General features: G+C 71.9%; 14 protein-coding genes. 7 read left to right on the plus strand and 7 right to left on the minus strand.

What is annotated here, in order from left to right:
• Positions 1-314: 314 nt before the first annotated feature.
• The 3 genes from IEY36_RS03940 to IEY36_RS03950 all read right to left on the minus strand — a co-directional run bounded on the left by IEY36_RS03940 (position 315) and on the right by IEY36_RS03950 (position 3,918).
• The gene (locus IEY36_RS03940; RefSeq protein WP_188965636.1) at positions 315-1,709 is read right to left on the minus strand and encodes an MDR family MFS transporter; all 1,395 of its coding nucleotides are present in this window, start codon (positions 1,707-1,709) and stop codon (positions 315-317) included.
• 277 nt (positions 1,710-1,986) lie between these two features.
• Entirely contained in the window at positions 1,987-2,979 is a 993-nt protein-coding gene (locus tag IEY36_RS03945; RefSeq protein ID WP_188965637.1) for an NADPH:quinone oxidoreductase family protein, read from the minus strand.
• A 3-nt stretch (positions 2,980-2,982) separates the two neighbouring features.
• Entirely contained in the window at positions 2,983-3,918 is a 936-nt protein-coding gene (locus tag IEY36_RS03950) for a Bug family tripartite tricarboxylate transporter substrate binding protein (RefSeq protein WP_229681102.1), read from the minus strand.
• Between the two features lie 96 nt (positions 3,919-4,014).
• Here IEY36_RS03950 and IEY36_RS03955 point away from each other — a divergent pair, with 96 nt between their 5' ends.
• Both IEY36_RS03955 and IEY36_RS03960 read left to right on the plus strand, forming a co-directional pair.
• Positions 4,015-5,130, plus strand: coding sequence for a CaiB/BaiF CoA transferase family protein (locus tag IEY36_RS03955; protein ID WP_188965639.1), 1,116 nt, complete (start codon positions 4,015-4,017; stop codon positions 5,128-5,130).
• Complete coding sequence (locus IEY36_RS03960) at positions 5,127-6,386, plus strand: hydantoinase/carbamoylase family amidase (protein WP_188965640.1); 1,260 nt, start codon at positions 5,127-5,129, stop codon at positions 6,384-6,386. The genes IEY36_RS03955 and IEY36_RS03960 overlap by 4 nt, the downstream gene beginning before the upstream one ends.
• A 523-nt stretch (positions 6,387-6,909) precedes the next feature.
• Here IEY36_RS03960 and IEY36_RS03965 read toward each other — a convergent pair.
• Positions 6,910-7,884: a Bug family tripartite tricarboxylate transporter substrate binding protein gene (locus IEY36_RS03965; protein ID WP_188965641.1), complete on the minus strand. Its 975-nt coding sequence runs from the start codon at positions 7,882-7,884 to the stop codon at positions 6,910-6,912.
• Positions 7,885-8,062: 178 nt separating this feature from the next.
• Between IEY36_RS03965 and IEY36_RS03970 the strand changes: the two genes are divergently transcribed.
• Together IEY36_RS03970 and pbpC are read left to right on the plus strand one after the other, a co-directional pair.
• The gene (locus IEY36_RS03970) at positions 8,063-13,168 is read left to right on the plus strand and encodes an alpha-2-macroglobulin (RefSeq protein ID WP_188965642.1); all 5,106 of its coding nucleotides are present in this window, start codon (positions 8,063-8,065) and stop codon (positions 13,166-13,168) included.
• Positions 13,169-13,514: 346 nt separating this feature from the next.
• Positions 13,515-15,536 (plus strand): penicillin-binding protein 1C, encoded by a 2,022-nt coding sequence (gene pbpC, locus IEY36_RS03975; protein ID WP_188965643.1) that lies wholly within the window; start codon positions 13,515-13,517, stop codon positions 15,534-15,536.
• Positions 15,537-15,782: 246 nt separating this feature from the next.
• Here the strand turns inward: pbpC and IEY36_RS03980 are convergent, their stop codons facing one another.
• From IEY36_RS03980 to IEY36_RS03990, 3 genes are read right to left on the minus strand one after another with little or no spacing between them, the layout of a single operon-like run.
• Positions 15,783-16,085, minus strand: a complete 303-nt coding sequence (locus IEY36_RS03980; RefSeq protein WP_188965644.1) for an AzlD family protein — start codon at positions 16,083-16,085, stop codon at positions 15,783-15,785.
• Positions 16,082-16,789: an AzlC family ABC transporter permease gene (locus tag IEY36_RS03985; protein ID WP_188965645.1), complete on the minus strand. Its 708-nt coding sequence runs from the start codon at positions 16,787-16,789 to the stop codon at positions 16,082-16,084. The genes IEY36_RS03980 and IEY36_RS03985 overlap by 4 nt, the downstream gene beginning before the upstream one ends.
• Positions 16,786-17,409, minus strand: a complete 624-nt coding sequence (locus IEY36_RS03990) for a RecX family transcriptional regulator (protein ID WP_188965646.1) — start codon at positions 17,407-17,409, stop codon at positions 16,786-16,788. The genes IEY36_RS03985 and IEY36_RS03990 overlap by 4 nt, the downstream gene beginning before the upstream one ends.
• Positions 17,410-17,522: 113 nt before the next feature.
• Here IEY36_RS03990 and IEY36_RS03995 point away from each other — a divergent pair, with 113 nt between their 5' ends.
• From IEY36_RS03995 to IEY36_RS04005, 3 genes are all read left to right on the plus strand, one after another.
• Positions 17,523-17,846 carry a hypothetical protein gene (locus IEY36_RS03995; protein WP_188965647.1) on the plus strand — a complete coding sequence of 108 codons (324 nt, stop codon included), beginning with the start codon at positions 17,523-17,525 and terminating at the stop codon, positions 17,844-17,846.
• Positions 17,847-18,002: 156 nt separating this feature from the next.
• Positions 18,003-18,470: a GlcG/HbpS family heme-binding protein gene (locus IEY36_RS04000; protein WP_188965648.1), complete on the plus strand. Its 468-nt coding sequence runs from the start codon at positions 18,003-18,005 to the stop codon at positions 18,468-18,470.
• A 65-nt stretch (positions 18,471-18,535) separates the two neighbouring features.
• Entirely contained in the window at positions 18,536-18,802 is a 267-nt protein-coding gene (locus IEY36_RS04005; RefSeq protein ID WP_188965649.1) for a hypothetical protein, read from the plus strand.
• Positions 18,803-19,201 lie beyond the last annotated feature (399 nt).

A 19,201-nucleotide genomic window follows, 5' to 3' on the forward strand; every position in this document is an offset into this window, starting at 1 on the left:
GAACCGGAGAGGGCTTTGCCCTCTCCGGACCTCACCCACCACGGGGACCCATTGACGTTGCGAAGCAACGCCGATGGGAGCCCCTCGGCCCGAGGCCTTTGGAAACCGATACTTGGTGTTGCGCACAATGGGGCTTTCGCGGTGACAACGCCTCCGCCGTGCCCGATTCGAGGTCGTCTCCTCGGCACTTTGCGCGAAGCGACTTCCTCGCATGGGTCAGCCTGCAGCGCCCCGCACCAACTCAAGGTGTCCAGAGGCCCTTAGGCCTTGGCGGGGTGAGGTTTGGAGAGGGGCAGAGCCCCTCTCCATGGCCCTCACCGCCGATGCCCGGACACTTCCTCCCCCGCATCCGCCGCCAGCCGCGCATGCAACGGCACCGACAACAGCACCACCGCCGCCGCCACCAGGAAGCCGCGCGAGAAATCCACCGGCAGCAGATCCACCCGCCCCGCCATGGCGGAGGAGACTTCCAGCGTCGTCGTCGCCAACACCACGCCAAGCGCCGGCGTCAGTTGCTGCAAGGTGCCATACAGCGCGGTCGCCGCCGACATCCGCTCGGTCGGCACCTCGGCGAAGGCTAGCGTGTTCAGCGCGGTGAATTGCAGGCTGCGCGCCAGCCCACCAGCCGCCAGCAGTACAAAGATCGCAATCGACGGCCAGCTCGGCCCGATGAGCGACAGGGCCGCGATCCCCAGCGCCGCAACCACGCCATTGGCCATCAGCGCGCCACGAAACCCGGTGCGCTTGAGCAGCGGCCGCACCAGCGGCTTCATCGCAAAGGCACCAAGCGCGGTGGCGAAGGAGACGAGCCCGCTCTGCGACGCACTCATGCCGAAGCCGATCTGCAGCATCACCGGGATGAGGAAGGGCACCGCCCCCGCGCCGCTGCGGAAGATACTGCCGGCCACCGCCGGGTCGCGAAAGGTCGCGATCGAAAACAGCGACAGATCCAGCGCCGGTCGCGCCACCCGTCGGCAATGGCGGATCGCGAAGCCTCCGGTCACCAGCCCCAGCGCCAACCCCGCCCAGGACAGCCCGCCGGGCACAACATGCCGGCCCACCGTCTCCAGCCCGAACATGACCAGCGCCAGCGCCGCCCCGGTCAGCCCCAACCCGACCAGGTCCGGCGGCCCGGGCTTGGTCGGCGCCACATGCGGGATTTTCCACGCCACCAGCAGGAAGCCGATCAACCCGATCGGCACATTGATCCAGAACACCGCCCGCCAGGAAAACAGGTCGGTCAGGAAACCGCCCACCGGCGGCCCTGTCACCGGCCCCAGCAGCGCCGGCATGGTTAGCCAGGCCATCGCCGAGAGCATGTCCTTCTTCGGAATCTCCCGCAGCAGCAGCAGCCGCCCAACCGGCACCATCATCGCCCCACCGAGGCCTTGCAGGATGCGAAAGGCGATCAGCTCACCCAACCCCTGCGACCGCCCGCACAATACGGAGGCGAAGACGAAGGTCAGGATCGCCAGCATAAAGACGCGCTTCGCCCCGAAGCGGTCGGCGATCCAGGAGGAGAAGGGGATGAAGACCGTCAGCGCCACCAGGTACGACGTGATGGCGGCACCGAGCCGCGCCGGGTCCTCGTTCAGGTCGCGCGCCATCGATGGCAGCGCGGTGGCGAGCACGGCGCTGTCGAGATTCTGCATGAACAACGCCGAGGCGACGATCAGCGCGATGGAACGATGGTCGCGAGCCTGCGTCATGCGGCGCGACGCAGGTCAGAGGGGCTTTGCCCCTCCGAACCGCCCCACCACGGGCTCCCATTCACATTTCCTCGCAATGTGAGAGGGTACCCGCAAAGGCCCAAGGCCTTCGGAAACCGATACGCGGACGGCCAGCCCCGCGGGCGCGCCGGCGGCGCCCGTCGCCACAGTCGCATGACCTCTGTGCCCGGTACCAAAAGGAGGTTTCCAAAAGCCCTTAGGCCTTTGGTGGGGTGGTTCGGAGGGGCAAAGCCCCTCTGACCTTGTCCCCCGCCCGTCACGGTCGCAGTACCACGCGCCCGGCGCTGCGCCTGCCACTGACCTCCGCCATCGCCTCGCGGAACTGTTCCAGCGCGAAGCCGGCATGCACTTCCGGCTTCAGCGCCCCTGCCTCCCACCACGCCATCAACTGCGCCCACAGCGCCCGCGCGCGCGGCGCGTGAAGCTGCCGGTTATCCCCCGGCGACCACCCGACATAGGTGCCCCAGTTCACCCCCGCGACGGCGATGTTCTTCAGCAGCAGGATATTCGCCGCGACCGTCGGAATGCCGCCCCCGGCGAAGCCGATCACCACCAGCGTCCCGCCATCGCCCAGGCACCGCACTGAATCGGCGAAGGCATCGCCACCGATGGTGTCCAGCACGCAGGCGACACCCTGCCCGCCCGTCGCCCCCCGCACCGCCTCGCGAAACGGCGCCGCGCTGTCGAGCACCACATCGGCGTCGCGCGCATGCAGCAACGGATGCTTCGCCGCCGCCGCGCGGGCAATGACGCGACAACCCATCGCCTTGGCGATCTCAACCCCCGCCAACCCGACGCCACCGGCCGCGCCATGCACCAGCACCCAGTCGCCGGGCGACAGATGCGCACGCCACAACAACCCCGCCCCGGCGGTTGGGTAGGAAATCGGGAAGCCCACCGCCGCCTCGGCCGGCAGGCCGTCGGGGATGGCGACGACATGGATGTCGTCGGCCACCACCTCCTCAGCATAGCCGCCCCAGTCGAGCACCGCGAAGACCCGCGTGCCGACCTGCGGCGCCTCGGCATCCGGCGCTGCCTCGATGACCGTGCCGACCACCTCCGTGCCGGGGATGAAGGGCAGCGGCGGCTTGCGCTGATACTTGCCCTCGACGACGAGTTGCGTGGCGAAGGACACGCCACTCGCCTCGATGCGGATGCGCACGCCGTGCGGCCGCATCTGCGGCCGCGGAACCTCCTTCAGCTCCAGCGCATCGAAGGGTCGCCAGGTCTCGCAGACGACAGCGCGCATCACTCAATCCATCCGGATATTGGCATCATGCACCAGGCGGCCCCACCGGTCGTATTCCGCCTGGACGAAGCGCGCAAACGCCGCCGGCGTATCGGCCACCGGCTGGGCGCCCAACGCATCGAGCCGGGCGCGCAACTCCGGCGTCGCCTCGGCTGCCGCGACGGCCTGCTGCAGCCGGTCCACGATCGCCGCCGGCGTGCCGCGCGGCGCCCAGATGCCATACCAGGTGGCGATCTCGTAACCCGGCACGCCCGCCTCGGCGACCGTCGGCAGGTCGGGGAAAGCGTCCACCCGCGTCGGCGTCGTCACCGCCAACCCGCGCAACTGCCCCTGCCGAACGGCGCCGGCGCTGCTCGGCATCGAATCGAACATCACCTGCACCGTGCCGGCCATCAGATCCTGCACCGCCGGCCCGCTGCCGCGATACGGCACATGGGTCATGTCCACCCCGGCCATCAGCTTGAACAACTCGGCCGCCAGATGCGGCGCGCCGCCCTGCGAGGATGACGCATAGGCCAGCCGCCCCGGATTCGCCTTGGCATACGCAACCAGTTCAGCGATCGAGCGCACCGGCAGGGACGGGTTCACCACCACCATCAGCGGCACGGCGGCGATATTCGTCACCGGCACGAAATCGGCGATGGCATCGAACGGCATGCGCGGCGTCAGATGCGGCACGATCGCATGCGCCGAGGCATTCACCAGGAAGGTCGCGCCATCCGGCGCGGCGCGCGCTACCGCCTCGCTGCCGATAATGCCATTGGCGCCGGCGCGATTCTCCACCACCACGGGCTGGCCGAGCGGCCCCTGCACCGCCTGGGCGACGATGCGCCCCATGATATCTGTCGGCCCGCCCGGCGGATAGGGCACGATGAAGCGCACTGGCCGCGTCGGCCACTCCTGCGCAAGCGCCGGCATCGCCAGCGGCGCGAAAGTCATTCCCAAAGCCGCGCGTCGGCTGAGCCTCATGGTCGTCCCCTTCCCATTATGTCGCTTCGCGTCAGGATAGGCCCGGACCGTGACGGAGGAAATGCGATGGACGAGGCGATGAAGCCCTATAAGGGCCTGCGCGTGCTGGATGCCGGGCAGGGCATCGCCGGGCCCTATTGCGGCATGATGCTTGCCGCCTGCGGTGCCGATGTCATCAAGCTGGAACCGGCCGAAGGCGACTGGTCGCGCGGCCTCGGCACGGCGAAGGACGGCGTCTCGGTGATGACGGTGTGCTTCAACCGCGGCAAGCGCTCGGTGGTGCTCGACCTGAAATCCGACGACGGCCGCGCCGCCACGGCGAAGCTCGCCGCCTCCGCCGATGTGCTGATCGAAGCCTTCCGCCCCGGCGTCGCCGCGCGCATCGGCCTCGGCCCGGAGAACGCGAAACCCGATGCCGTCTGCCTGTCGATCTCCGGCTTCGGCCAGACCGGACCGTATTCCGAACGCCCCTGCACCGATTCCGTGGCGCAGGCCTTCTCCGGTATGGTGTCGCTGAACGAAGGCGCCGATGGCGTGCCGCACAAGGTCGGCGCCTTCGTCTCCGACATGGCGACGGGCATCTATGCCTTCTCCGCGGTGCAGGTGGCCCTCGCCGCGCGGCTGCAGGACAGCACGCCGCGCCGGCGCGTCATCGACATGTCGCTGATGGCCGCCACATCGAACCTGCTGACGCACCAGATCGGCGAATGGGGCGTGCAGGGCAAGCCCGCCGCGCCGCCCAATGCACCGGCCGGCGCCTATCAATGCGCCGATGGCGCCTGGGTGATGGTGACGCTGGTGCGCGAGAGCGAATGGCTCACCATCTGCGACACGCTCGGTATCGAACACGCCAAGACCGACCCGCGCTTCACCACCTTCCCGCTGCGCTGGGAAAACCGCGAGGCGCTCTACGCCATCGTGCGTGCCGCCTTCATCCAGCGTCACTCGGCGGAATGGGTCACGCTGCTGCAAGGCGCGCGGCTGCTGGCCGACCGTGTGAATTCGCCGCTCGACTGGCTGTCGAACGAGCATGTCGTCGCCTATGGCGGCGCCGCGCGCATCAAGCAGCCGCAACTCGGCGAGGTGCCGCTGCCGATGCTGCCAGGCCTCGGCCATTGGCACGCGCTCGCGCCCACGCTCGGCCAGCACACCGCCGACGTCCTGGCCGAGATCGGCGCGTGACCCTCGCCGACGAGCAGGCGCGCACCGCCGCCCTGCTCGACCGGCTCGCAGCGATCGGCGCCGACCCGCCAGGCATCACGCGCCACGCCTTCGACGAGCGCGAGAACGCCGCGCACGCACTCGCCATCGCCGAGGCCGCGCGCCTCGGCTTCGAGGTCACCCGCGATGCGGCGACGAACCTCTACCTCACCTGGCCGGGCACCGACCGCGCGGCCCCGCGCATCCTGCTCGGCTCGCATTTCGACAGCGTGCGCCACGGCGGCAATTTCGACGGCGCGGCCGGCGTGCTCGCCGCGCTCGCCGCCGTCTCCACCCTGCGCGCCGAGGGCTTCGCCCCGCGTGCCGACATCACCATCGCCGCCTTCCGCTGCGAGGAGGCGGTCTGGTTCGGCCTCGGCCTGATCGGCAGCCGCGCCGCCCTCGGCATGCTGCCGCCCGATGCGCTCGACCGTCGCCGCGCGGATACCGGCCTGACGCTCGCCGAGCACATAGCCCGGTGTGGCGGCGACCCCGCTGCGATCGCACCTGGCCGCCGCTTGTCGCCGGCCGGGCCGATCCGCTGCTTCCTCGAAGCCCATATCGAACAGGCGCCGAGCCTGATCGAAGCCGGCCTGCCGCTCGCCATCTGCACCGGCATCCCCGGCAATATCCGCCACGCCGCCATCCGCATCACCGGTGAGCACGCGCATGTCGGCCTGCCACGCCGCTTCCGCCACGACGCCGCGCTGGCCGGCGCCGATCTCTTCACCGCACTCGACGCGCTATGGACCGGGGAGGAAGCCGCCGGCCGGGCCATGGCCTTCACCATCGGCCGCTTCCACACCGACACGACGAAGCACGAGATCACCGTCGTCGCCGGCGACTTCACCTTGTCGCTCGACCTGCGCGCCTACGACGCGACGCATCTCGCCGCCCTCGAACAACGCCTGCACGCGATCGTCGCAGAGGTCGCCACGCGGCGCGGCGTGACGATCGACCTCGGTCCGCGCAACGCCGCGCCGGTTGGCCCGTGCGACCCGGCCTTGCAAGCATCGCTCGCGGCAGCGGCGTCGCGCATCGGCATCACGACCATGCCGCTCGGCTCGCCGGCCTCACACGACGCGGCGAATTTCGCCGCCGCCGGCATCCCGACCGGCCTGCTGCTCATCCGCAACGCCAATGGCAGCCACAACCCGCGCGAAGCGGTGGACCCGGCCGACCTGATGGCCGCCGCCGCGACATTTGCCGAATGGCTCCGCGCCGAGGCCGCCGCCTGACCGCTTCATGCCAACGGCATGAGGCTTTCACTCCTGCCAAGGGCGCGAATGCTGCCCGCCGTGAGTCCGGCGAAAGCCAAGCAAACCGCTGGTTTGAGCGTCACGCCGGAGACGTGCCTTCGGCGTGTCGCGTTTGGCGGCACGAAAACGCGGATGCCAACGGTCGCGAACAGCTAGCGATTGGTATCATCGGGGCGGCGCCGGACAGGCGCGATGGTTGGAAGCGGAGAGGGCTTTGTCCCCTCCGCGTGAGGCAGTGCCTCACGCCCCCACCAAAAGCCCGAGGCCCTTGGAAACCGATACTTAGTGTCGGGTGGAGCGGGGCTTTCACGGCGACTAGACTCTCGCCCTGCCCGGTGCCACGCGAATTGCCAGGCTTTGTGCCCGGCGTGACAGATCCTGCCTACTTACGCCGTCGGGCCCGCACCAATTCAAGGTGTCCAGAGGCCCTCAGGCCTTTGGCGGGGTGGCTTGGAGGGGCAGCGCCCCTCCAATCTCGTCCCCGCCGGTCATCACGTCGGCATCAGGCCGGCTGCACCCCCAGCCGCCGCACCAGCGCGCCGTAGCTCTCTCGCTCGCGCGCGACGCGTGTGGCGAACACCTCGCCGCGCTCAAAGACCGGCGCCATGCCCATCGGCGCCATCCCCGTGGCCGCCACCGGCATCGCCAGCGCCTCGCCGATCGCCGTAGCCAGCCGATCGACCACCTCGTTCGGCGTGCCGGCCGGCGCGGCGACGCCATACCACGGCACCGCCAGCGCGTTCGGATGGCCGAGCTCGGCCAGCGTCTTCACATTCGGCAGGTCCGGGTTGCGCTGTTCGGCCAGCGTCGCCAGCCCCAGGATGCGCCCGTCCTTCACCGCCGGGATCGCCACCGGGTCGAACAACAGCTGCACGCGCCCCGCCAGCAGGTCCGTCAGCGACGGCGCCGACCCGCGATACGGGATGTGTTCCAGCCTGATGCCCACCGCCTCGGCGAACAGCTCGCCCGAGAGCTGCGTGATTGTCCCGTTCCCCGCCGAGCCGAAACGCAGCGCGCCGGGATTGGCCTTGGCGTACTCGATCAGCCCCGCCACGTCGCGGAACGGCACCGACGGATGCGCCGCAATCACATTGTAGGCGACCGAGGTCATCGCCACCGGCACCAGCGCCGTCGCCGGGTCGAAGGACAGGTGCATCACATGCTGGGCGATCGTCATCACCGCCACCGGGAAGCCGAGGAAGGTGTGCCCGTCGCGCGCCTGCGCCACATATTGCGCGCCGATGGTGCCTCCCGCGCCGGGCCGGTTCTCGATGACGATGGGCTGGCCCAGCAACCGGCCGAGCGGTTCGGCGATCGGGCGGACCGACAGGTCGGTCGTCCCGCCCGGCGGGTAGGGCACCACCATGGTGATCGGTCGGTTCGGCCAAGCGCCCTGGGCGTGCAGCGCGCGCGGCGCGGCAAGCACGGCGGAGGCGGCCAGCAGGGACCGCCGGCGAATCTGCGTGGCGATAGTCATGACTACTCTCCCTTGTCGCCAGCCTTGCCGGTGGCGTTGTCCGGCAGGTTAAACACCGAAACGCCAGGAGTGAAACGCTTCGCACACCTCGCACATGCATCATCGTCTCGTCCGATGCATCGGGCAGCACGCCATGCCATGCTGCCCGGACGCGCGAACAGACCCGGGAACGCCAAACATGCGCCTTGTCCGCCTGCTGATGATCGTCATGCTGTCCCTGCCGGGTCTCGCTCAGGCGCAATCCTTCGACCTACCTGGGCTCAGCCGCGACAGCGGCCAGTATTTCGAAGAGATGCGCCGCCGCTTCCCCGCCGGCGGCTCACCGCAGCAGCGCCTCGCCGCCGAACAACGCGCCCAGCAGGCCGAGGCCCGCCGCGACTACGCCGCCGCCGCGACCGCCTGGGAGGAACGCATCGGCATGGGCCAGCCCAATGGCGACCATTGGCTGTCGCTCGCCCAGGCGCAGGCCAGTCGCACGCCGCCCAACAACCAGCGCGCCCTGCAGGCCGCCTGGCGCGCCTTCCAGCTCGCCCCCTATGGCGAGCCCGAGATCGCGCCCCTGCTGGTGATCGCCGATGTGCTTGGCCGCATGGACCGCCCGGTGCAGCAGATCGAGGCGCTGGAGACCATCCTCGAACGCTCCGACACGCCCGAATACCGCCAGCGCCTCGAAGCCGCGCGCCGCGCCGCCGGCATGCTGGTCCGCCGCGTCACCCCGGAAGCCGAGGCCGAACCCGCCCGCGCCTGCCTCACCTTCACCAATCCGCCAGCCCGTCGCACCGACTGGAACCCCGCCGACTGGATCCGCGCCGACCCGCCGATCCCCTCGCTCGCGGTGGAACGCGAGGGCGACCAGCTCTGCATCGCCGGCCTGCCCTGGGGCGCTACGACGCGGCTGGTCCTGCGCGCCGGCCTGCCCGGCGAGGACCGCCAAAATCTGCGCCAGGACACCACGGTCGGCATCGCCATGCCGAACCGCGACCCGCGCATCGCCTTCGACACCCGCGCCTTCATCCTGCCGCGCGGCCAGGAACCGCGCATCGGCGTCGCCACCGTCAACGTCAACGCCATGACGATGCGCCTGGTGCGCGTGGCCGAACGCAATCTGGTGCCGCTGCGCCGCGACTGGACGCCAGGCCAGGCGCTGGAATCCTGGTCCGCCGACACCATCAGCGACGACATGGGCCGCATCCTGTGGGAAGGCCGCGCCGAACTGCGCGGCATGCAGGTCAACCGCACCCTGCGCTCCATCCTGCCGCTGCCCGATGTGATGCGCAGCGCCGGCCCCGGCGCCTATCTGGTCGTCCTGCGCAATGCCGATGCGCGGCGCGGCAGCGGCGAGACCGCCGCCCTGCCCTTCTTCGTCTCCGATATCGGGCTGACCGCCTGGCGCGGGGCGGATGGCCTCGCGGTGCAGGCGCGCTCCCTGCAATCGGCCGCCGTCACCGCCGGGCTGCGCCTGATGCTGATGGCGCGCAACAACGAGATCCTGGCCGAGGCGCGCACCGGTGACGACGGCCTCGCCCGCTTCCCCGCCGCGCTGATGCGCGGCACCGGCCCGCTCGCCCCGGTCGCCGTGCATGCCGAGACCGCCGACGACCTCGCCGCGCTGTCGCTCGAAGCCGCCTCCTTCGACCTGTCCGACCGCGGCGCCACCGGCCTGCCACAGCCCGGGCCGGTCGATGCCTTCCTGTGGCTCGACCGCGGCATCTTCCGCCCCGGCGAGACGGTGAACGTCGCCGCCCTGATCCGCGACCCGGCGGGCCGCCCGCTCGACCTGCCGGTGCGGCTGCGACTGCGTCGCCCGAACGGCCAGGTCGCCGCCGAATACGTTCCACCGCGCCAGGATGGCGGCGCCATCTACTGGCCGATGCGGTTGTCAGCCGGCGCCACCTTCGGCGTCTGGTCGCTGGAGGCGCTGACCGACCCGGATGCGCCGCCGGTCGGCCGCACGACCTTCCGGGTCGAGGCCTTCCTGCCCGAACGGCTCGCCGTCACCGCCGGCCCCGTCCCTGGCCCGCTGGTGCCCGGCCCGCAAGGCCTCCCCGTGCCGGTCACCGCGCGCTTCCTCTATGGCGCGCCCGGCGCCGGCCTGACCGGCCAGGCCGAGATGCGCCTGCTGACCGACCCCGAGCCCTTCCCCGAATGGCGCGGCTGGCGCTTCGGCCTCGCCCAGGAACAATTCGCCCCCGACCTGCTGACTTTCGATATCCCGGCGACCGACGAGCAGGGCCGCACCACCCTGACGCTCGACCTGCCGCAGGCGCCGGACACCACGCGCCCGGTGAAGGGCGAAGTCTCGGTCTCGATGAGCGAACCGGGTGGCCGCGAGACCCGCACACGCTTCACCGTGCCGATCCGCGCGCGGGCCAATTTCATCGCGGTGAAGCCGGCCTTCGAGGGCGACGCCATCGATGCCGGCGCGGAAGCTGCCTTCGACATCGCCGCCGTCTCGCCCGAAGGCCGCTCGGTGCCTGCCGTGCTGCGCCTGCGCCTGGTGCGCGAACGGCCGAACTGGCGGATCGTCGTGCGCGGCTCGATCGCGAGGTGGGAAACCGTCTGGCGCGACGAACCGGTCGATGCGCAGGAACTGACCGTCAACGCCGGGCAGCCCGTCCGCTTCGCCCGCTCGCTTGCCTTCGGGCGCTATCGCCTGGAAGTGTCCGACACCAAGGGCCTCGGCATCACCTCGATCCGCTTCCGCTCCGGATGGGCCGGCGTCGAGAGCGCCGAAATCCCCGACCGCGTCGATGTCGCCGCCGACCGGCAATCCTATGTGCCGGGCGCCACCGCGCGCATCCGCATCACCCCGCCCTTCGCCGGCCATGCCTCGATCGCCGTGCTGACCGACCGGCTGGTGTCGCTGCGCGAGGTGGACGTCGCCGCGGGCGGCACCGAGATCGAGGTCCCGGTCGATGCCGCCTGGGGCCCCGGCGCCTATGTCGCCGTCACTGTCTTCCGTCCCGGCGAGACGCGCTCCGGCGAGCCGGGCCGCGGGCTCGGCCTCGCCTGGGTTGGGCTCGACCCGGCGCCGCGCACGCTCGGCGTCGCCATCGACACGCCGCCGCTGGTGCGCCCGCGCCAGCGCGTCGAGATCCCGGTGCGCGTCACCAATGCGAACGGCCAGGTGCTGCTCACCCTCGCCGCTGTGGATGAGGGCATCCTGCGCCTGACCAACTTCGCCAACCCCGACCCGGCGGCGCATTTCCTCGGCCGGCGTGGTCTCGGCGTCGACATCCGCGACGATTACGGCCGCATGATCGCGCCCGCCGAAGGCGAGCTCGCCCTACTGCGCCAGGGAGGCGACGAAGGCGACGGGGCGGACGTCATCCAGCCGCCGCAGCGTCTCGTCTCGCTGTTCTCGGGCGTGGTGCGCGCGGGGCCGGATGGCGTCGCGATGGTACCGCTCGATATCCCGGATTTCGCCGGCGAGCTGCGGCTGATGGCGGTGGCCTGGGAAGGCACCCGCATCGGCGCCGGCGCCCATGCGCTGACCGTGCGCGACCAGGTAGTGGCCGAGGCGCTGCTGCCGCGCTTCCTCGCCCCGGGTGACGAGGCGCGGCTGTCCGTCCTGCTGCACAACATCGAACTGCCGGCCGGCGAGGTCGCCGCCGAGCTGTCCACCACCGGCGGCCTGTCCATCGTCGGGCCGACCCGCCTCGCGGCGAACCTCGCCACCGGCGCCCGCGCGCAGCCCTTCACCACGCTGCGCGCCACCGAGGGCGGCGAAGGCGTCGTACGCCTCGCCGTCACCGGTCCAAACGGCTTCCGGGTTGAGCGCGAGAGCCGCATCACCATCCGCTCCTCCCGCCCGCGCGTGACGGAGGTCGCCGGCGTCGAATTGCCGCCCGGCGTCGAATTGCCGTTGACGGTCCCGGCGGACCGCTTCGTCAACGGCGCTTGGCGGGCCAGCGCCTCCTTCGGCGCCGTGGTCCGCTACGACGCGGCGGCGATGCTGCGCGCGGTCGAGGACTTCCCCCTCGCCTGCCTCGAGCAATCGGCCTCGCGCGCGCTGGCGCTGTCCACCGACCTCGCCGCCGAGGCCGGCTCCGACCGCGCCATCCGCCTGCAACGCGCGGTGGATGCCATTCTCGACCGGCAGCGCTTCGATGGTTCCTTCGCCATGTGGAGCGCCGATGGCGAGGCGCAGCAATGGTTGACGCCCTACGCGGTCGAGGCGCTGCTGCGCGCCCGCACCGCCGGCGCCACCGTGCCGGAAGGCGCGCTGCGCGAGGCGCTGCGCTTCCTCGACGACGCCATCGAGGATGCCGGCGGCGACAGCCCGACCGATCGCGCGGCGCAGGCCTATCGTCTCTATGCGATGGCGCTGGCCGGGCAACCACGCCTTGGCGCGGCACGGCGACTGATAGAATCGCTGAATGACATGCCGACGCAGATCTCGCGCGCCCAACTCGCCGCCACCTTCGCGCGTGGCGGCGACACGGTGCGCGCGCAGCAGGCCTTCACCGCCGCGCTCGCCACCACCGGCCGGCGCTTCTGGTCCTTCGACTACGGCACCGCGTCGCGCGACGCGCTGGCGACCACGCTGCTGCTGCGCGAAAGCGGGCTGCTCACCGACCGGCTGACCCAAGCCATGTCGGTGCTGCCGGGCGCCGACTTCACCCCCAATCGCAGCAGCACCCAGGAACAGGCCTGGGCGGTGCTCGCCGCGCAGGTGCTCGGCCAGGGCATGCGGGCGGCGAGCGTCGCGGTGAACGGTTCCGCCCTGCCGCCGCGTCCGATGGTGGTGACGGCGCTCACCGCCTCGGGCACCGCGCGCAACCTCGGCACCGCGCCGGTCTGGCAGGCGGTGTCGATCACCGGCATCCCGCGCCAGGCGCTGCCCGCCGCGCGCGAGGGCTTCCGCGTCACGCGCCGCTTCTTCGCACTGAACGGCGAGCCGCTGAACCTCGACACGCTGGCGCAGAACACCTCCTTCATCCTGCTGATGGAGTTGCGGTCGGAGACCAACGACCGGCATGAGGCGATGATGGTCCAGGGCCTGCCGGCCGGCTGGGAAATCGCCTCCCGCCTGCCGTCCGGCGACATCGCCGGCATGCCATGGCTCGGCACGCTGACCGCGGTGGACAGCCAGCCGGCCCTCGATGACCGCTACGCGGCGGCCGTAACGGTCACCCCGGCCCAGCCCTTCGCGCGCGTCGCGGTACGGCTACGGGCGGTAACGCCGGGGGCATTCGAGCTGCCCGGCGCGGAAGCGCAGGACATGTACCGGCCGGGGATCTTCGCACGGCAGAACGTGGCGCGGATTACGGTGCTGCCGTGAAGGCGGCGGGCGGCAATCGGAGGGGCTCTGCCCCTCCGAACCTCCCCGCCAAAGGCCTCAGGGCCTCTGGACACCAGTACTGGGTGTTGGGCGCGGCGGGGGTTTCGGGAGTGCAAAGGGCCTGCCCTGCGCGGTGGCAGGGGATTGCTCGGGTACCGAGCGCGGCGGGGCAAGTTCCGTCGGTATTATGGCCCATGGAGGCTGTGCTCGGCCCTGCCGCGCAACGCGACCACACCACGCCAACGCGCCCGCCATGCCCAACACCCAGTACTGGTGTCCAGAGGCCCTTAGGCCTTTGGTGGGGTGGTTTGGAGGGGCAAAGCCCCTCCAGTCTTCGCGCCGCCCCATGTTCCTGACCCGCCGCCGTGCGACCCTCGCGGCCTGCATCGCCGCGATCATCGCCACCCCCTTCGCCCTCGACCGCGCCTTCCCACCCGACCTGTCGCGGCTCGCCACGACTGGCACCGAGGTGCTGGACCGCGAGGGTCGCACGCTCTCCGTCCTGCCGGTCCCCGGCGGTACCTGGCGCCTGCGCACCACCACGGCCGATGTGCCGGCCACGCTCACCGACCTGCTCATCGCCGCCGAGGATCGCCGCTTCCGCCACCACATCGGCGTCGATCCCATCTCCCTGACCCGCGCGGCGTTCCAGTGGCTGCGGGCCGGGCGCGTCGTCTCCGGCGGTTCGACGCTGACCATGCAGGCGGCGCGGCTGCTCGAACCGCGGCCGCGCAACCTGCGCTCCAAACTCATCGAGATCTTCCGCGCCCTGCAATTGGAAGCCCGCTTCAGCAAGGATGAGATCCTCGGCATCTGGCTGACGCTCGCCCCGCAGGGCGGCAATATCGAGGGGATCCGCGCCGGCAGCCTTACCTGGTTCGGCCGCCAGGCGATGCGGCTCGATGCCGCCGAATCGGCGTTGCTGATCGCGCTCGCCCGCCGCCCGGCATCGCTGCGCCCGGACCGCCACCCTGTCGCGGCGCGTGCGGCGCGCGACGCGGTGCTCGCCCGACGCGGCGGCCCGGCGGCCGGGCTATCGGCGGCGGATCGCGACCTGGCACTCGCCGCCGCCATGCCGGAACGCCGCCAGCCCATGCCGCGCCTCGCGCCGCATCTGTCGCGCGAGATGGCGCGCGGGGCGACCGCGCCGGTGACCCTGACGCTCGATGCCGGGCTGCAACGCGCGACGGAACGCCTCGCCGCCGACGTGCTGGCGACTTTGCCAGACCGCGCCGCGCTCGCGATCGTCGTGACCGATATCGAAACGCGCGAGGTGCGCGCGCTGATCGGCGGCGAGTGGGGCGCGGAATCGCGCGCCGGGGCGCTGGACCTGACGCGGGCGGTGCGCTCGCCCGGTTCGGCGCTGAAGCCGTTCCTCTACGCCATGGCCTTCGAGCGCGGCATCGTCACGCCCTCCACCATCATCGCCGACCTGCCGCGGCATTTCGGCGCCTATGCGCCGGAGAATTTCTCACGCGACTTCGCCGGCCGCGTCACCGCCGCCGATGCATTGCGGATGTCGCTGAACCTGCCGGCCGTGGCATTGCTCGACCAGGTCGGCGCGCTGCGCTTCGCCTCGGCGCTGAAGCTGGCCGGCGCCGCGCCGCGGCTGCCGCGCGGGGCGGATGCATCCCTGCCGCTCGCCCTCGGCGGCGCCGGCACCACGCTGCGGGAGATGACGGCGCTCTATGCCACCATCGCCGACCACGGCCGCTCATTGCCGCTGCGCCTGACGCCTGGCGACAGCCCCGAGGCTCAGCAGGCGCTCGAACGCCGCGCGGCGGATGCCGTCGCCGCCATCTTGGTGCAGCGCTTCCCCGACGGCGGACGGGCGGGCGTGGCGTGGAAGACCGGCACCTCCTGGGGCGGGCGCGACGCCTGGGCGATGGGATTTGACGGCCGGCATGTCGCCGGCGTCTGGGTCGGCCGGCCAGACGGCACGGCCTCGCCGGGGGCGACCGGGCGGCATGCGGCGCTGCCGGTGCTGGCGCGGGTCTTCGCCCTGTTGCCCGAAGCCCCGCGCGAGGGGCTGCGCGTGATGGCCGATGCGCCACGACGGCAAGCACCGGCCGACCGGCTGCGGCTGCTGTTCCCGCCGGCCGGCGCTGCGCTGGCCGAAGGGGCGGGCCCGGTGACGCTGCGCGCGGCAGGGGGTCGGCGGCCGCTGGCCTTCCTGGTCGATGGCGCGCCACTGCCGCATGAACCGGCCCGGCGGGAGGTCGCCTGGACGCCGCCCGGCGCCGGCTTCTACCGCATCACGGTGCTCGATGCCGATGGCGGCGCGGCCTCGGTGGCGGTCAGGGTGCGCGCGCCGGATGCACCAGCGGTGCCGACTGCCGTGCTGGTCCCGATCTCCACGGGGCGGTAGGGTGGAGGGGCGCTGCCCCTCCAAGCCACCCCGGCCAAGTGCCGGGCACTTTGGAATGCCCTATTTTGGCACCGCGCCCCACTGTCAGGATGAATGCGAAACCCGCCTGGGTGCACGACGCGCGTGACGACGACGTGGCCGGCGCTTGTGCCCATCGCCCAGGGTCGGCTTTCCAAATGACACTGTCATTTGGTGGGGAGAGGTTCGGAGAGGGGCAAAGCCCCTCTCCGGTTCACCCGCCCGCCCCTACACCACCATCCCCAACACCCAGATCGCCGCCACCCCCACAGCGATCGCCACCGCCAGATTGCGCGTCACGGCCTGCGCCAGCACCACGAGCGCCGCCGCCACGAAGCCCTTCAGCCCCTGCATCGCCAAGGCCGGCGCCACATAGGCGACAAAGATCGGCCCTGGCAGATGCTGCAGCGTCATCTCGACGAAGCGTGGCGGGCGCAGCGCTCGGAACAGCGCATAGCCGCCGGCGCGGCACAGATAGGTCGCCAGCGCCATGCCCAAGATCGCCAACAGCACATCGAGGCGAAGCGTCATGCCCGGCGCATCTCCAGCCAGGCGCCAAGCACCGCCCCCGACAGCGCCCCCGCCAACAGGGGCCATGGCGCGCCGAGCCCGGCCGACCATGCGACCAGCGCCATCGCCGCCGCCAACAGCCACGGCAGCAGGTCGCGCCGCACGCCCTGCCAGACAGGTACCAGGATGGCGCAGAAGGTCGCCACTGCAGCGAAATACAGCGGGTGCCCGGGTGGCAGCCTCACCACCGCCCCCAGCACATGGCCGAGCCCCACCGCGATCATCCAGAAGAACCACAGCGCGAGCGAAACCCCCAGCAGGAACCCCGCATCCCGCCCGCCGCGCCGCATATCGGCGACTGAGAGCGCGTAGGAATGGTCCACCAGCGTCGCCAGCGTGCCCCACAACCGCCAGCCCCGCAGCCGGTTGAGCCAGGGGGCCAGCGCCGCGCCCATCGGCGCGAGGCGCATGTTCACCACCAGCGCGGCGAGCGTCGCCGCGGCAACCGGCGCCGGGTCGGTCCATAATTCCAGCGCCAGCAGCTGCGAGGAGCCGGCAAAGACCAGCCCCGACATCAGCAGCGTCTCCAGCAGCGACAGCCCCTTCGCCGCCGAGATCACGCCGACCACCAAGCCGAAGGGAAAGGTGCCGATCACCAGCGGAATCGCCTGCCGCGCCCCGCGCAGCACCCCCGCGCGGGTGAAGCTGATACCCGGCCCGCTCATGCGCGGCGGGCGGCGAGCAGCCGGTCCTCAGCCTCGGCCGGGTCCATCGCGAGGGCGCGGCGGGCGACGGGCTGGGCGAAGCCGCCGCGGGCCAGCGCCGCCAGCGCCTTGCGCCGCCTGTCGGCATCCTCCGCCTCCCGTGCGAAGGGGCCGATGCGCCGGCGGCGGCAATAGGCGAGGGCGGCGTCAAGCTCGGCCTCCTCGTCCTCGGGCAGTGCGGCGGCGGCGGTCTCGGCGGCGATGCCCTTGGCCGAGAGATGCGCCGCGATCGCCCGGCGCGACCGTCCGGTACGGGCCAAGCGCCGCGCGCGGCTTTCGGCGAAGGCGGCATCATCCACCGCGCCGGCAGCGACCATGGCGGCGGCGACCTCGGCCGCGGCGGCTCGGGCGAGCGCGGCGGCCGCGGCGGTGGCCTCGCGCGCCTGCCCCTCGGCTTCCGCCGCACGGGCCCAGCGATCGACCCGGCGTTCCAACACCCGGCGCAGCGCGGCCTCGGTCGCCGCGAAACGGGCGAGATGCGCCAGCGCCGCCTCCCGCAGGCGGGACGCGGTGGGCGGCTTGCCCGCCGGGCGCGGCGCTCGCCGCTCACGCCTGTTCTGTCCTTGGCCGTCAGCGATCATGGGCGCCTTCTCGCATGGGCCGGCGGCGCACCCAAGCGACGCGTGCGGCCGGCGCCGCACGCAACCGCCGGCTCGCCCCCGGCGTTGCCCCTCCACCAATGCCGGAGGACGCCATGCGCCCCTTTCACCTACTGCCCGCGCTGCTGTTCGGCGCAACCCTCGCCGCCGCCCAGCCCGTCGCGCCGCCGCAGCATGGCGGCCCGCAGCCAGGCCAGGTCGACGCCGTCGGCCGCGATGCCGGGCCCGCCAACCAGCCGCCGCGCACCGATTCCCCCCATGCCGTCAATCGCGGTACGGACGGCTCGGCGGCCGGGCTCGACGCCCCCAATGCGACCGGGACGACGCCTCAGGGCATGCTGGGCGGCGCCACCGCCGGGGCGCGCGAGCCGACCACGCCGCCGGTCACCACGCCGTCGCCGCCCGCCACGGGGCGCTGAGGGTCGGTTCGGAACGCACCATCCGGCGCGCTTCCACCGCCAGCCAGGCTACGGGCGTGGACGTGCCGGCGCTTCCAGACAGCCTCGGGCCGGCGTCGCTGGACGGCCGCGGCCGCGCCGCCTATCGGGAAGCGTACCGATCACGGAGACACGTCCATGCCCCAGCCCGCCCATCCGGCCGCCATCAATGGCCTGACCCTCGCCCAGGCGGAGACGATCGCCGCCGCCGCCCTCGCCAAGGGCCGCGCGCTCGGGCTGCTGCCGCTCTGCGTGGTGGTGCTCGATGCCGGCGGCCAGTTGAAATCGGCTAAGCGCGAGGACGGCGCCTCGATCCTTCGCCCCGAGATCGCCACCGGTAAGGCGTTCGGCGCGCTGGCGATGGGCTTCGGCACCCGGGAACTCGCCCGCCGCGCCCAATCCGTGCCGGGCTTCACCAACGCCCTGTCCGACTTGACCGGCGGGCGCGCCGTGCCGGTGCCGGGCGGCGTGCTGGTGCGCGATACGAACAACGTGCTGCTCGGCGCGGTGGGCATCAGCGGCGATGCCTCGCCGAAGGATGAGGAATGCTGCATCGCCGGTATCGAGGCGGCCGGCCTGTTGGTCGACACCGGCGACCCCGCCTGATCCTCGGCGCAACCGGCGACAGCGCGCCGCGTTGAACGGGCATCATCCTCGCCAAGGAGAGTTCGATGCCCCGCCCCAACCTGCCCCGCGCCGCCGCTCTGTTGCTGGTCGGTAGCCTCGCCGCCTGCGGCGTCACCGATGGTCAGCCTGGTGATCCGCCCGGCTCGGCGACTGGCCGCGCCACCGACCGCGTGCTCGGCACCAACATGTCCGGCGCCTACCCGGCGCAGAGCGACGGGACGGCCCGCAACCCGGCGGGGACGATGGTCGAACGCGCCATCGACCCGGCGCATGTGCCTGTGCGGCGCGACCCGCGCGCGCCCAACCTTTAATTTCAACCGGCCTGTTGGATGGCCCGCGAAGGAAGATTGGAGGTGCTTTGCCCCTCCAAACCACCCCACCGAAGGCCCGAGGCCTTTGGAGACCGATACCTGGTGCCAAGCATTACACATCGGATCGGTGCCGGGAGTCGTTCCCGTGCCCAACGCGACTGTTGTTCTCGCAGATACCCCCGCCCAACACCCGGCATTGGTGTCCAGAGGCCATCAGGCCTTTGGTGGGGGTGTGAGGCGCTGCCCCACGCGGAGGGGGCAAAACGCTCTCCGGTTCTGCCGCGCGACAACACGTCCCTCACGCGCATCGGCCGACGCCCTGCCCGGTTCCACGGGTCAAGAGGCAAGGCCGCCGGTACAAGCCGCCGCTCGCGAAGGCGTGGCCGGGGCCCGCCTTCA

Origin of the sequence: Neoroseomonas lacus (genome assembly GCF_014644535.1) — a bacterium.
In the GTDB taxonomy this organism is placed as follows: domain Bacteria; phylum Pseudomonadota; class Alphaproteobacteria; order Acetobacterales; family Acetobacteraceae; genus Neoroseomonas; species Neoroseomonas lacus.